At 34.8% G+C, this 14,444-nt stretch carries 8 protein-coding genes; 6 read left to right on the top strand and 2 right to left on the bottom strand.

The window, feature by feature from the left end:
- The first annotated feature begins 224 nt into the window (after positions 1 to 224).
- Entirely contained in the window at positions 225 to 5,906 is a 5,682-nt protein-coding gene (locus ACIDC4_RS13400; protein WP_412043140.1) for an alpha-2-macroglobulin family protein, read from the top strand.
- Positions 5,907 to 6,098: 192 nt separating this feature from the next.
- Positions 6,099 to 8,414, top strand: coding sequence for a penicillin-binding protein 1C (gene pbpC / locus ACIDC4_RS13395; RefSeq protein ID WP_412043141.1), 2,316 nt, complete (start codon positions 6,099 to 6,101; stop codon positions 8,412 to 8,414).
- Positions 8,415 to 8,603: 189 nt separating this feature from the next.
- On the opposite strand, the gene ACIDC4_RS13390 is transcribed toward pbpC, so the two are convergent.
- On the bottom strand, positions 8,604 to 10,148 hold the full coding sequence (locus ACIDC4_RS13390) for an Rne/Rng family ribonuclease (RefSeq protein ID WP_194615975.1): 1,545 nt from the start codon (positions 10,146 to 10,148) through the stop codon (positions 8,604 to 8,606).
- A gap of 421 nt (positions 10,149 to 10,569) precedes the next feature.
- The gene (locus tag ACIDC4_RS13385; RefSeq protein ID WP_007805026.1) at positions 10,570 to 10,860 is read right to left on the bottom strand and encodes an HU family DNA-binding protein; all 291 of its coding nucleotides are present in this window, start codon (positions 10,858 to 10,860) and stop codon (positions 10,570 to 10,572) included.
- 140 nt (positions 10,861 to 11,000) lie between these two features.
- Here ACIDC4_RS13385 and mutY point away from each other — a divergent pair, with 140 nt between their 5' ends.
- Genes mutY through gldD form a run of 4 tightly spaced genes read left to right on the top strand, consistent with a single transcriptional unit; the run spans position 11,001 to position 14,406 of the window.
- Positions 11,001 to 12,047, top strand: coding sequence for an A/G-specific adenine glycosylase (gene mutY, locus ACIDC4_RS13380; protein WP_412043142.1), 1,047 nt, complete (start codon positions 11,001 to 11,003; stop codon positions 12,045 to 12,047).
- A 38-nt stretch (positions 12,048 to 12,085) separates the two neighbouring features.
- Positions 12,086 to 12,526: a single-stranded DNA-binding protein gene (locus tag ACIDC4_RS13375; protein WP_213295037.1), complete on the top strand. Its 441-nt coding sequence runs from the start codon at positions 12,086 to 12,088 to the stop codon at positions 12,524 to 12,526.
- Positions 12,527 to 12,549: 23 nt separating this feature from the next.
- Entirely contained in the window at positions 12,550 to 13,845 is a 1,296-nt protein-coding gene (locus ACIDC4_RS13370) for a gliding motility-associated protein GldE (protein ID WP_412043143.1), read from the top strand.
- Entirely contained in the window at positions 13,846 to 14,406 is a 561-nt protein-coding gene (gene gldD, locus ACIDC4_RS13365) for a gliding motility lipoprotein GldD (RefSeq protein ID WP_230035001.1), read from the top strand.
- The last annotated feature ends 38 nt before the right edge of the window (positions 14,407 to 14,444 follow it).

Raw genomic sequence — 14,444 nt, 5'->3', positions numbered from 1 at the left:
TCCTGAAACTTCAGGAGAAATAGCTCCTTATAAAACTAAATTACCTTTTTCTAATTTAAGGATTTAAATAATTAGCTTCAGCGGAATTTTCCTCTTAAATTATTTAGAAAAATAATCTATATTTACTACAACATAATTGGCAAAATAATAGTTACGCATTTAACTGTAAAAAGTTAAAATGTGCTGCCAATTTTGAATTTATAACCTTATAATTCTATAGAAAAGTGAAAGTAAAAGGATTAGTTCTCGCGTTTTGTGTTTTTTTTATTTTTCAATCTTGTGGTAGAAAATCTGCTGCCGATTTCAATTCCGATTTTTCACTATTTAAGGATTATATTGTCAGCTTTACGGGGGGAATTGTTTCCTCGGAATCTGATATTCGGGTGGTTTTGGCTTTCGATAAAAAAGACTGGAAAGTCAATCAGGAATTAGATGATGATTTATTTGATATTTCGCCAAATGTTCGTGGAAAAGTAGTTGCGCTTTCGAGCAATACGCTTGCTTTTATTCCGGAAAAAAAGTTAAGCCCGGGAACAGAATATCAGGTGACTTTAAACTTAGATAAACTGATCACACTCCCAAAAGAGAAAGAGGCAACGCTTTCTAAATTCAACTTCACGGTAAAAACAATCAAACAGGATTTTACAATTAATACGATAGATATTCAGTCGTATAGTAAACAATATCAATATTTGAATTGTGTGCTTAAAACGGCAGATAATATTGATATTGAAACGGCTATAAAATTAGTTTCGGCCAGTCAGAAAGGGAATAATCTTAAAATTAAGTTCGAAAAAAAATCAGGAACTGCTAAAGAATTCAATTTTATAATTGATAGTATTCAGCGTTATGATGAAGCGACAAATTTGGAAATTGCTTACGATGGAAATGATTTTGATATTGACCAGAAAGGACAATTAGATTATGCAATTACAAGCATTAATGAATTTAAAATTGTAAAAGTTGATGTTCCGGACGGAAGTAATCAGTCGGTTTTAATTAATTTTTCAGAACCATTAGAAAAAGGACAAGATTTTAAAGGCTTGGTTTCAATTCAAAATACGAATAACTTAAAATTTTCTACTCAGGGAAATGTCCTGAAAGTGTATTTTACGAATGAAGCTGCCGCTAAAAAAGAAGTTCCTGCTCCGGTTGTGGTACAAGAACCGGCATATGTTAGTGTGGATTCTTCATCAGTTGTAGTAGATTCTGCCGCTGTTGCAGTAGATTCAGTTGCAGAAGAAGTAGTTGAGGTTGTTACTGACGAAACGCCAGAACCGGTTATAACAGGAGAATTACTTCTGGAAGTTTTTGAAGGAATCGAAAGCCAGTACGGTAAAAAGATGGATTCGAATTACACGGAAAAAATTACTTTTGACCAAATAAAACCAAGTGTTCGCTTTATTAAAAACGGAACAATTTTACCAAGTTCAAATAATTTAAAACTGAATTTTGAAGCTGTAAACTTAAGTGCTGTTGATGTAAAGGTTTATAAAATCTACAAAAACAATATTCTTCAGTTTCTTCAATATAATCAATTAAACGGAAGTCAGAATCTTAAAAAAGTAGCGCAGCCTATTGCAAAAACAACGCTAAAGTTAAATGAAAGCGGTTTAATAAATCCTACCAGGTGGAACACTTTTGCATTAGATTTATCTAAAATAATTACGCCGGAACCTGGAGCAATTTATAGAGTAGAATTTGTGTATAAAAAGAAATATTCGCTCTATAAATGCGAAACTTCTGAAACAGATGAGAGTAATGAAGACGAAGAAGAGATTGATGAAAATGATGTAAACTATAGCGGAAACTCGTATGATGATTACGAGTACGATTACGGAGATTATGACTGGAGAGAAAGTGAAAATCCGTGTACAAACTCGTATTATTACAATGCCAAAATTGCTACCAATATCTTAGCAACAGATTTAGGGGTTATTGCGAAAAGAGGAGAAAATAAATCGTATTTATTTGCCGTAAACAACATTGTTACTACAGAACCTGTATCGAATGCCAGAGTTGATTTGTATACCTATCAACAGCAAAAAATAACTACAGGAGCCACCAGCAGCGAAGGAATTGTATCTTTTCAGCTTGATAAATTTGCTTATTTTGCAATCGTTACTTTGGGCGATCAGTCGACTTATGTAAAACTCGATGACGGACTTTCGTTATCACTAAGTAATTTTGATGTTGCAGGTGAGACTTTGCAAAAAGGATTAAAAGGATTTATTTACGGAGAGCGCGGCGTTTGGCGTCCGGGAGATAATGTGTATTTGTCTTTTATTTTGAATGATGCTGCGAATAAACTTCCGAAATCACATCCTATAAAATTTAGATTGAATGATCCTAACGGAAAAACGACCTATCAAACGATTCAGAGAACGAACGAATTAAATCATTATTCGTTTGTGGTGCCTACAAGTTCAGAAGCGCCAACAGGAAACTGGGAGGCAATGATAAGCGTAGGTGGAGCTAAGTTTTACAAGAGTATTAAAATCGAAACGATCAAACCAAATCGATTAAAAATAAAAAATAATTTCTCCAGAAAAACGCTTTCTTCTTCATATCCAAACACAAGTAATCTTGAAGTTACGTGGCTTCATGGCGCAATTGCGAAAAACCTGAATGTAGAAATGCAGGCTAAATTTTCTCAACAAATAACCACTTTTAAAGGATATGAGAAGTTTACTTTTGATGATTTGGTACGCAAATTTAGTACAGAAGAAATCAATGTTTTCTCAGGGAAATTAAACGAAAACGGAAAAGCAACAGTAAATATCGAACCTAAATTACAGGGTCAGGCGCCAGGAATGCTTCGCGCTTCATTCATTACAAAAGTATATGAAGAAGGAGGAGATTTTAGTACAGATGTTATTTCGACAACATATTCTCCGTATAAAACTTATGTGGGAATTAAATCCCCGGAACCTAATAAATACGGAATGCTGGAAACCAGAGCAAACAATCGCTTTGAGGTCGTTACTGTTGATGAAAACGGAAGACCAAAAGCAGTTAGAAATCTTGAAGTAAGAATTTATAAAGTAGACTGGAGATGGTGGTGGGATTCTTCGAGTGATAATTTGTCTAATTATAATTCATCGAACTCAACAACAGCTTATAAATCTGTTACAATTGATACCGATTTCAGTGGAAAAGGAAGTTTTCAATTTGCATTATCTGATGAAGAATGGGGACGTTATTTAATTCGTGTTTCTGATGATACTAATGGTCATGCAACGTCATTGACTGTAAATATAGACTGGCCAATATGGTCCGGAAAAACGCGTAACAGAGATGCTTCTACGGCAAATATGTTAGTGTTCTCAACAGATAAACATAATTACGCAGTAGGCGAAAAAGCGCAAATATCTTTCCCGTCAAGTGAAGGTGGTCGCGCTTTAATTTCGATCGAAAACGGATCAAGAGTAGTACAAACAATTTGGGCGAAAACACAAAAAGGAGAAACTAAAGTAGAGATTCCGATTACGGCGGCGATGGCTCCAAACGTGTATTTTAATATTACACTTTTACAGCCACACGCTTCGACCAAGAATGATTCGCCTATTCGTATGTACGGTATTGTGCCTATTGAAGTTGTTGATAAAAATACCATTTTGGCACCAACACTTTCGATGCCGGATGTTTTAAAACCAGAGCAAAAATTCACGGTAAAAGTAGGTGAAAAAACAGGCAAAGAAATGACCTATACGATTGCCGTTGTCGATGAAGGTTTATTGGATTTAACCCGTTTTAAAACGCCAAATGCATGGGATAGTTTTTACGTTCGTGAAGCCTTAGGAGTAAAAACATGGGATGTTTATGATGACGTAATAGGAGCTTATGGCGGAAAAATAAATCAGATTTTCAGTATTGGTGGAGATCAGGATTTAGGTGGTGGAAAAGCTAAAAAAGCAAACCGTTTTAAACCTGTTGTGTTGTATTACGGGCCATTTAAATTAGAAAAAGGACAAACGAAATCACATGAACTAAAATTGCCAAAATACATTGGTTCAGTTCGAACTATGGTGGTTGCGGGTGATGCCAGTACAAGTGCATACGGAAGTGTCGAAAAAGCAACTCCGGTTCGTAGTCCGTTGATGGTATTAGCTTCTTTACCTAGAAAAATTTCACCTTCAGAAAAAGTAACAATTCCGGTTACGGTTTTTGCTACAGAAAGTAAGATTAAAAACGTTTCAATTCAGATTAAAACAAGCCCTGGATTAAAAGTAATGGGAAGCGCAACGCAAAGACTGACTTTTGCCCAGCCCGACGAAAAAATGGCGTATTTTAATTTAGTTGTGGGTTCTGCAACCGGAATTGCAAAAGTTCAGGTTATTGCGACTTCGGGAAGCGAAAAATCGGTTTATGATGTTGAAATTGAGATGACAAACCCTAATCCGGTTACAAGTACGTATACGGATGTTATTTTACCTCCAAATAGTACTAAAACTATTTCATGGCAAACTTTTGGAGTGTCAGGAAGTAATAAGGCAAGATTAGAGGTTTCGTCAATGCCAACAATCAATTTGAATGGAAGATTACAGTTTTTAATTCAATATCCACACGGATGTGTTGAGCAAACTACTTCATCAGTTTTTCCACAATTATTTCTGAATGATGTTGTCGATTTAGATGCTACAAGAAAAGAACTTATTCAAAAAAATATCACAGCAGGAATTGCAAGATTAGGTAGTTTTCAATTATCGAATGGAGGATTACCTTATTGGCAGGGAAATACAATTGCCGATGACTGGGGAACTTCATACGCAGGACATTTCCTGATTGAAGCAGAGAAAAAAGGTTATGTTTTACCAATAAACTTTAAATCAAAATGGACTTCGTATCAGCAAAAAGAAGCGAAACAATGGCGTTTTGAACAAAAATACGGGAATGATTTAGCTCAGGCTTATCGTTTATATACACTGGCTTTAGCAGGAAATGCCGATTTATCGTCAATGAACAGATTGAGAGAAACAAAAGGCATTTCGAACGAAAGTAAGCTCCGTTTGGCTGCAGCATATGTTTTGGCCGGACAAAAATCAGCAGGACAAAATCTATTATTACGTACCAGTATTGATAGTGAGTCAAGTGATTATAATTATTATTACTATGGTTCAAGCGAAAGAAATCGTGCAATGGCTTTAGAAACCATGTTGCTTTTAGACCAAAAACAAAAAGCATTCTCGATGGCTTCAAAATTAGCCAAAGAAATGTCTAATAATCAATGGATGAGTACGCAAACAACAGCGTATTGTTTGTATGCGATGTCGAAATTTGCAGCGAGTAATGGTCCTAAAGGAATTAATATTCAGTTTAGTAAAAACGGAAAAGGCGAAACGATAAGTACTCAAAAAACCATTGCAGACAGAAGTTTAGTTGTGCAAACAGGTTCTAATAGTATTACTTTAAAAAATAATAAAAGCAATACGATCTATGTTCGTGTTCTGAATACAGGAATATTGCCAATCGGACAGGAAAATGTAGTTCAAAGCGATGTTTCGGCTGCTATCGTTTTCAAAAACAGAAAAGGCGGCGTTATCAACGTTTCGAAAATAAATCAGGGAACAGAATTTGTTGCAGAGGTTACGGTTAAAAACCAAAGAAACGAAAGTGTTCAAAATGTAGCTTTGTCGCAAATTTTACCTTCAGGTTTCGAAATTGTAAATACGCGTTTCACTGATTATGGAGACGCGACAAATAATGTGGCAGACTATATCGATATTCGAGATGACAGAACTAATTTCTATTTTGGATTAAAATCCAGAGAAACGAAAGTATTCAGGATTCTGCTAAACGCATCTTATTTAGGGAATTATTATTTGCCTGGATTGCAATGCGAAGCGATGTACGATAATACATTCCTGGCCAGAACAAAAGGATTCTGGGTTGAGGTGGTGAAATAGGAAATAAAATGGCCCACGGGTTTTACGGATTAAACAGGTTCGCACGGGTTTTTTTATGGATTGAATAAGATTTAAATTTAATCTGCGAAAACCCGTTTAATCCGTAAAACCCGCGGGCCAAAATTAAAAGCTTTGAAAAATAAACTTATAGCGTTCTCAAAACGCATTATAAATTGGGTAAAAAAGAATAAAATGAAATCAGCAATTGCGTTTACGCTCTTGCTGATTTATTATTTCTCTATACCCCGAACGTTGTTTCAGGAACCTTATTCTACCGTTATAGAAAGTAAAGAAGGAGAATTATTAGGGGCTAAAATTGCTCGTGACGGACAATGGCGTTTTCCTGCGCAAGACAGTGTGCCGGATAAATTCAAGAAATGCATCGTTTACTTTGAAGACGAATATTTTTATAAACATCCAGGATTTAATCCCATAGCGATGGTAAATGCGATCAAACAAAATAGAAAAGCGGGGAAAGTAGTAAGAGGAGGAAGTACACTCACGCAACAAGTGATCCGATTATCCCGAAAGGGAAAAGGAAGAACGTATTTTGAAAAGTTTATCGAAATTATCAAGGCAACGAGATTAGAATTGGGATATTCTAAAAACGAAATTCTCGAATTATATGCTGCTCATGCGCCTTTTGGCGGAAATGTTGTGGGACTTGAAATGGCTGCCTGGCGCTATTTTGGCGTACAATCGAATCAGTTGTCCTGGGCTGAGAACGCTACTTTGGCCGTTTTACCTAATGCGCCGAGTTTGATTTATCCGGGTAAAAATCAGATAAAATTATTGAGTAAACGTAACCGACTTTTACTAAAGCTGCATCAGGAAGGAATAATTGATAAGCAAACGTACGAACTTGCGATCGAAGAACCATTGCCTCAAAAGCCGTATGATTTGCCTCAAATAGCGCCTCATTTATTGCAAAGAGTGGCGAAAGAAGATGAAGGAACACGCGTAAAAACAACAATTGATTATGCTTTACAAAATAGAGTCAATCAAATTGCGAGATATTATTACAATCAGTACAAACAGAATGAAGTTAATAATCTGGCGATTTTGGTTATTGATGTTTCGAATCGAAATGTGATGAGTTATGTTGGAAATGCGCCAACAGATAAAGATCACCAGAAAGATGTTGATATTATTGATGCGCCAAGAAGTACGGGCAGTATTCTTAAGCCGCTTTTGTATGCTGCAATGCTGGATGATGGCGAACTATTACCGAATACTTTAGTGGCTGATATTCCAACGCAAATTTCAGGATATACTCCTCAAAATTTTAATCTGACTTTTGATGGAGCTGTTCCTGCACATCGTGCTTTGTCAAGATCTTTGAATATTCCGGCAGTTTTGATGCTGCAGGATTTTGGAGTGAATAAATTTTATGAAGAATTGCAAAAGTTTAAATTAAGAGATATTAATAAAACGCCCGATCATTACGGATTATCACTTATTTTAGGCGGTGCCGAAAGTAATTTATGGGATTTATGCAGAACGTATGCAAATCTTTCTTCAACAGTTAATTATTACACTAAAAACCAGGCAAAATACAGAACCAAAGAATTTACGGAACTCAATTACAGAAACGATTTTGAACCTGATTTTGGATCAGAAACAGATCAGAAGAATACATTAGGCGCGGGATCGATTTGGCTTACCTATAATGCAATGGAAGAAGTAAACCGACCGGAAGGTGACGAAGCCTGGAAGTTTTATGACAGCTCATTGAAAATTGCCTGGAAAACAGGAACCAGTTTTGGAAACAGAGATGCCTGGGCTATTGGTACAAATTCGAAATATGTGGTGGGAATTTGGGTAGGAAATGCAACAGGAGAAGGTAGACCAACGCTAACCGGAGTTACAAGTGCAGCACCTATTTTATTTGATGTGTTTAATTTATTGCCGAGACAAAGATGGTTTCAAACCCCTTATAAAGATCTGGATGAAGTTGAGGTTTGCCGTTTAAGCGGTTATCTAGCTAAAGAAGAATGCCTGAAAATAAAACAATGGGTTTCTAAAAAAGGAAAATCTACGGCTGTTTGTCCTTATCATAAAAAAGTTCATTTAGATAAAACCGAAAAATTTCAGGTCAATAGCAGTTGTGAAAGTATTGATAATATAGTTACCAAAAATTGGTTTGTTTTGCCGCCTGTCATGGCTTGGTATTATAAAAGTCAGCATATTGAATATTTGCCTTTGCCGCCTTTTAAAGAAGATTGTCAGGGAACGCAAACAACAACTATGGATTTTATTTACCCCAAAGCAAATAGCAAAATCTATTTAACGAAGAATTTTAATAGTGAAATTCAGCCTGTAATTTTAAAAGTTGCTTATTCTGAAAGAGACAAAGAATTGTTTTGGTATGTTGATGATGTTTATAAAGCGACAACAAAAACGTTTCATGAATTGCCTATTTCTCCAACTACAGGAATACATTATATTACGGTTGTGGATGCTTCTGGGAACGAAATTAGAAGAAAAATAGAAATTGTAAGAGAATAATAGTCTTATGAAAATGGGTTGTCTAGCCCTGATGGGAGGGAAAATCCTTTTGTGCCGGGGTTCGGCACAAAAGATTGGAAGGACAGCAGGAAATATCTCCTAATAAAAATAATTCGTGTTCATTCCTGTAATTCGTGGCGACAATAACGCACAAAAAAACCGCCAATCTTTCGAGAGGCGGTTTTTGTTTTATTCTGAAATAACATTTCCTTTTTTATCGTAGAAATGATATTCTAAGTACGTGTAAGCGTCACGAGGTATGATTTTCACCCATTTCTTATGCTCAAAAAACCATTTTGAACGTAATGATGGAAAACCTTTACTGAGGTATGCAGCCACAAATGGATGTACATTAAGTACAACACCCTTGTGGGTTTTTAAAATTCTGTCCAGATCAGATGCGATTCTGTCAATGATCAAAATTGGCGCTTCAATTTCGCCATGTTCATTGTTTGGATCTTCTTCTCTGGTTTTAATATTTACTTCTGGTCTTACGCGTTGTCTGGTAATTTGAACTAAACCAAATTTACTAGGCGGTAAGATTTTATGCTTTGCTTTATCGTCGCTCATTTCTTCTCGCAAGAAGTCGAACAAGACTTTCCTGTTTTCAGGATTAGACATATCGATAAAATCAACTACGATTATTCCGCCCATATCACGCAAACGAAGTTGTCTGGCGATTTCAGCGGCGGCAATCATATTTACTTCCATGGCGGTGTCTTCCTGGTTGGTCGCCTTATTCGAACGGTTTCCGCTATTTACGTCTATAACGTGAAGAGCTTCAGTGTGTTCGATGATAAGATACGCGCCTTTACTCATGGAAACGGTACGTCCAAATGAAGTTTTGATTTGTCTCTCTATATTGTATTTCTCGAAAATTGGAGTGTCATTTGATTGATAAAACTTAACAATCGATTGTTTTGAAGGTGCAATTTCTTGCAGATATTCCTTCGTTTGATGGTACAACTCTTCGTCATCTATCTGAATACCACTAAAGGTATCGTTGAATACATCTCTTAATATCGAAGAAGCTCTGTTGAGTTCTCCTAATACTTTTGAAGGATGATGAGCAGTTGGTAATTTTTTACACATTGCAGTCCATCTGCCAAGCAGGTTCTGCAAATCTTTTTCTAATTCGGCTACGTTTTTGCCTTCGGCTACTGTGCGAACAATAACGCCAAATCCTTTAGGTTTGATCGATAGAACAAGTTTTTTTAGTCGGTCCTTTTCTTTTTTGTCTTCTATTTTTTGAGAAATAGAAACACGGTCAGAAAACGGAACGAGAACAATAAATCTTCCTGCCAATGAAAGCTCAGCGCTTATTCTTGGACCTTTGGTCGATATAGGTTCTTTTACAACTTGAACTAAAACAGATTGATTGGCACTTAAAATATCAGTAATGATGCCATCTTTGTCAATCTCTTTTTCAAACTGAAAGGTTTTTAGGGAGAAATCTTTTATTTTACCTGCGCTTACAAGTTTTATGAATTTCAGTTGAGAAGCTAAGTTAGGTCCTAAATCGTGATAATGTAAAAAGGCATCTTTTTCGAAGCCTACATTTACAAAAGCAGCATTAAGTCCGGCAACGGGTTTTCGTATTTTGGCAATAAAAATATCACCAACCTGAAAGTTGCTTTTCTCTTCTTCCTTGTGTAATTCAATTAGTTTTCCATCTTTTAATAAGGCAAAATCTACGGCTTCAGAACTAGATCTAATGATTAATTCTTTATTCACACTGTAAATTTTTATCTGTGTTTCAGAAAATAGAGTATAGAGAGAAGAGCATAGATTCAAAAAAAAATCTAAAATCTAATGTCTAAGATCTAAAATCTTATCTACAGATGGATTAAACAATATTTTTTAACAGGTATTGAACCCGGGAGGGAAAGTTTAAATCTCAATTTTTAAATTCCAAATTCCAATTGAATCAATATTGATTTCTTAATTTTTGGATTTTGGATTTTATTTTTTGGAATTTTTGAAATTTCCCAAATTTCAATGAACGTTTAAAAAGAAAAAAGTAGTTTAAAACTACTTTTTCTTTTTGTGACGGTTAGCTCTCGCTCTTTTTTTTCTTTTGTGCGTAGCTACCTTATGTCTCTTTCTTTTTTTACCACTTGGCATATCGTGTCGATTTTATGATTAATTAATAGTATTATTTTGCTTCGTTATTTGTTTTTACTCCTTCTACAAAAACTTTTGCAGGTTTAAACGCAGGAATGTTGTGTGCTGGAATCTTGATAGTGGTGTTTTTAGAAATGTTTCTACCTGTTTTTTCAGCTCTGGTTTTTACGATAAAACTACCAAATCCTCTTAGGTAAACATTGTCTCCAGTTTCTAATGAAGTTTTAACTTCTTCCATAAAAGTTTCTACTGTTGCTTGAACATCTCCTTTTTCAAGACCTAGTTTCTCTGAAATTTTCGCTACGATATCTGCTTTCGTCATTTTCTTTCCTATTTTATTTTATAAATGGTGTACTATTTTTTTGAGTTTGCAAATATAGGAATTAAAAAAATAATTAATCAAGCTAATTCGTTAAATTTTAATTACATAAACATTTACTTTTGTATTCTAAGTATTTTGCAATGAATTTTTCTAACATATTGATAAAATGGTATTTACAAAACAAACGTGATTTGCCATGGCGAAAAACGGCCAATCCATACCATATTTGGCTCTCAGAAATTATGTTGCAACAGACTAGAGTTGCGCAGGGAACGCCGTATTTTTTTGCTTTTACGGAGGAATTTCCTACTGTATTTGATTTGGCAAATGCCTCAGAAGAGCAGGTTTTGAAACTTTGGCAGGGATTAGGGTACTATTCCCGAGCCAGAAATCTGCATAAAACGTCTCAATATGTCGCAAATGAGCTTAATGGAGTTTTTCCTGAGAATTTTAAAGAGTTATTAAAATTAAAAGGAGTTGGCGAATATACTGCAGCAGCAATTGCTTCTTTTTCTTATAATGAAGCGGTTCCTGTTGTTGATGGAAATGTGTTTCGGGTACTTTCCCGTTATTTTGATATCGAATCTGATATTTCTCTTCCCGCAACAAAAAAAGAATTTACTGAGCTCGCTTACGAATTAATGCCAAAAGATAACCCTGCGATTTTTAATCAGGCGATTATGGAGTTTGGCGCTTTGCAGTGCGTACCTAAAAGTCCGGATTGTTCCATTTGTGTTTTTAATGATAGTTGTGCGGCTCTTCAAAAAAAGAAAGTTTCGGTTTTGCCGGTAAAATCAAAAAAACTTAAAGTGACCAATCGCTTCTTTAATTATTTAATATTAGAAGATGTTTTAGGGAATACTTTAATTCAAAAAAGAACAGCTAAAGGGATCTGGCATAATTTATATGAGTTTCCTCTTTTGGAAACCACTGAAATTGTTGGTTTTGATAGTGTTTCAAAAGCGGTCATAAATGATATTTTTCCTTCTTATACTATATTAGGTATAGAAGAATGTAATGAAACTACTGTTGTTCATAAACTTTCGCATCAGCATCTTCATATTCAGTTTTGGAAGGTTAAAATTGCAGAAAAAATAGAAAATGGATTGAATTCCAGTCAATTAAAAACTTTTCCTTTTCCTATAGTGATATATAATTTTATAGAAAAGCAAGAAATAAATTGCTAAAAAAAATGTATCTTTGGGATAAATACCACTGTAAAACTATGAATGGAACATTAAATAAAGTGATGCTAATTGGCCATTTAGGCGATGATGTGAAAATGCATTATTTTGATGGCGGAAACTGTATAGGTCGTTTTCAATTGGCTACAAATGAAGTTTATATCAATAAAACGACCAATGAAAAAATAACTTCAACAGAATGGCATAATCTGGTTGTGCGCAATAAAGCCGCCGAAATTTGCGAAAAATACCTTTCTAAAGGAGATAAGATCTATATAGAAGGGCGTATAAAATCACGCCAGTGGCAAGCTGAGGATGGTACTACAAAATATACCACCGAGATTCAGGTTACAGAGTTTACTTTCCTGACGACCAAAAAAGAAACAGGAAATCATAAACCACATCAGGAACCAGAACCAGCAAAAAACACTAACTTTGATGCGACAAATGAAGGTTTGCCTATAAATGACTTACCTTTTTGATTGTTTAACTAATCTTTTTAAGTTTGGACCCGGAGCCCAGTTTATTTTTTAATACCACATTAGACATCAATTTAATAATTGGTTTTGTCGGAATATTTATTTTGCTGTTTCTTTCGGCAATTGTTTCAGGTGCCGAAGTAGCGCTTTTTTCTCTTTCTCAAAAAGACATTGACGAAACATTGCAGGAAAATAATCCAAGAGGGAAAATTATTTCAAATCTTTTAGATAAACCCAAAAAACTTTTAGCCACCTTATTAGTAGCCAATAATTTTTTCAATATAGGAGTTGTTATTTTATTCTCTTTTATAGGACAAAATATTTTTGCAAATGTAAGTTCTCCGGTTTTTAAGTTTATACTCGAAATCATTCTGGTTACTTTTCTTATTTTATTGTTTGGAGAAGTTTTACCTAAAGTTTACGCCAGCCGGAACAATATAAAATTCGCAAAACGCGTTGCATATCCAATCGCTATTTTAGATACATTGCTATCGCCAATAAGTTTGCCTATGCGCAGTGTTACGCTATATTTGCACAACAAATTAGGGAAACAAAAAAATAGTTTTTCGATAAATCAGCTTTCGCAGGCTTTAGAGCTTACTGATTCTGAAGGCACATCAAGCGAAGAACAGAAAATTCTGGAGGGAATTGTTTCTTTTGGAAATACCGATACCAAACAAGTAATGAGCCCAAGGATTGATATTTTTGCATTAGAAATATCAGAACCGTTTTCGGTAATTTGTCCTAAAATAATCGAAAAAGGATTTTCGAGAATTCCGGTTTACAGAGATAATATCGATCAGATTGAAGGAGTTTTATTCGTTAAGGATTTATTGCCTCATATTGATAATGACGAGTTCGATTGGACTTCTTTGGTAAGAGAAGCATTTTTTGTTCCTGAAAATAAAAAACTCGACAATCTATTAAAGGATTTTCAGAGCCTTAAAAGCCATTTGGCAATTGTAGTTGATGAATATGGCGGAACATCAGGCTTAGTGTCTCTTGAAGATGTTATTGAAGAAATAGTAGGGGATATAAGCGATGAGTTTGATGATGAGAATTTGAATTTCTCTCAAATCGATGAAAAGAATTTTCTTTTTGAAGGAAAAATAAACATGAAAGATTTTTACAGAATCGTTGATGTTAATGAAGATATTTTTGAATCTCATAAAGGTGAAGCAGAAACGCTGGCGGGATTTATTTTAGAAATTTTGGGTAATTTCCCTAAAAAAGATCAAAAAGTAGCTTTTGAAAATTGTGTCTTTACGATAGAAACAGTTGATAAAAAGCGTGTTAAACAAATAAAAGTAACAATAGATTAAATGTTAAAAAAAACAATTTCAATAGCAACAATTTTACTGGCATTGACTGTTTTAAGTTGTAAAGATGATGTGGTGCCTAAGCCATCAGGTTTTCTTCGTTTAGATTATCCGGAAGCAAAATATGTTAGTTTTGAAAACAATTGTCCGTTTGCCTTTGACATGAACGAGGGAGCGGTGATAAAAGGAGAAAAAGATTGCGGATTTGCAATTACCTATCCTAAAATGAAAGCAACAATTTACCTTACTTATAAACCTGTAAATGGTAATATCGAGAAATTGCTTAAAGATGCTCAAAAACTTACTTACGAACACGTAATTAAAGCCGATGATATATTAGAACAGCCCTATTTAAACCCTCAAAAAAAGGTTTACGGAATGTTTTATCAAGTGGATGGAAATGCGGCTACAAACTCGCAATTTTACGTGACAGACAGTACAAAGCATTTTATAACAGGATCAGTTTATTTTTATGCTAAACCAAACTTTGATTCGATTATGCCGGCGGCGAGTTATATCAAAAATGATATGCAAAGGCTAATGGAAACTTTGAAGTGGAAATAGAAAAAGAAGATATAAAAAAGGGCGTTTAATTTATAAAC

It is taken from the genome of Flavobacterium sp. C3NV, from assembly GCF_046825355.2.
Classification (GTDB): Bacteria; Bacteroidota; Bacteroidia; order Flavobacteriales; family Flavobacteriaceae; genus Flavobacterium.
Note: the sequence above shows the minus strand (reverse complement) of the source record. Positions and strands in the feature narration are given on the sequence as shown.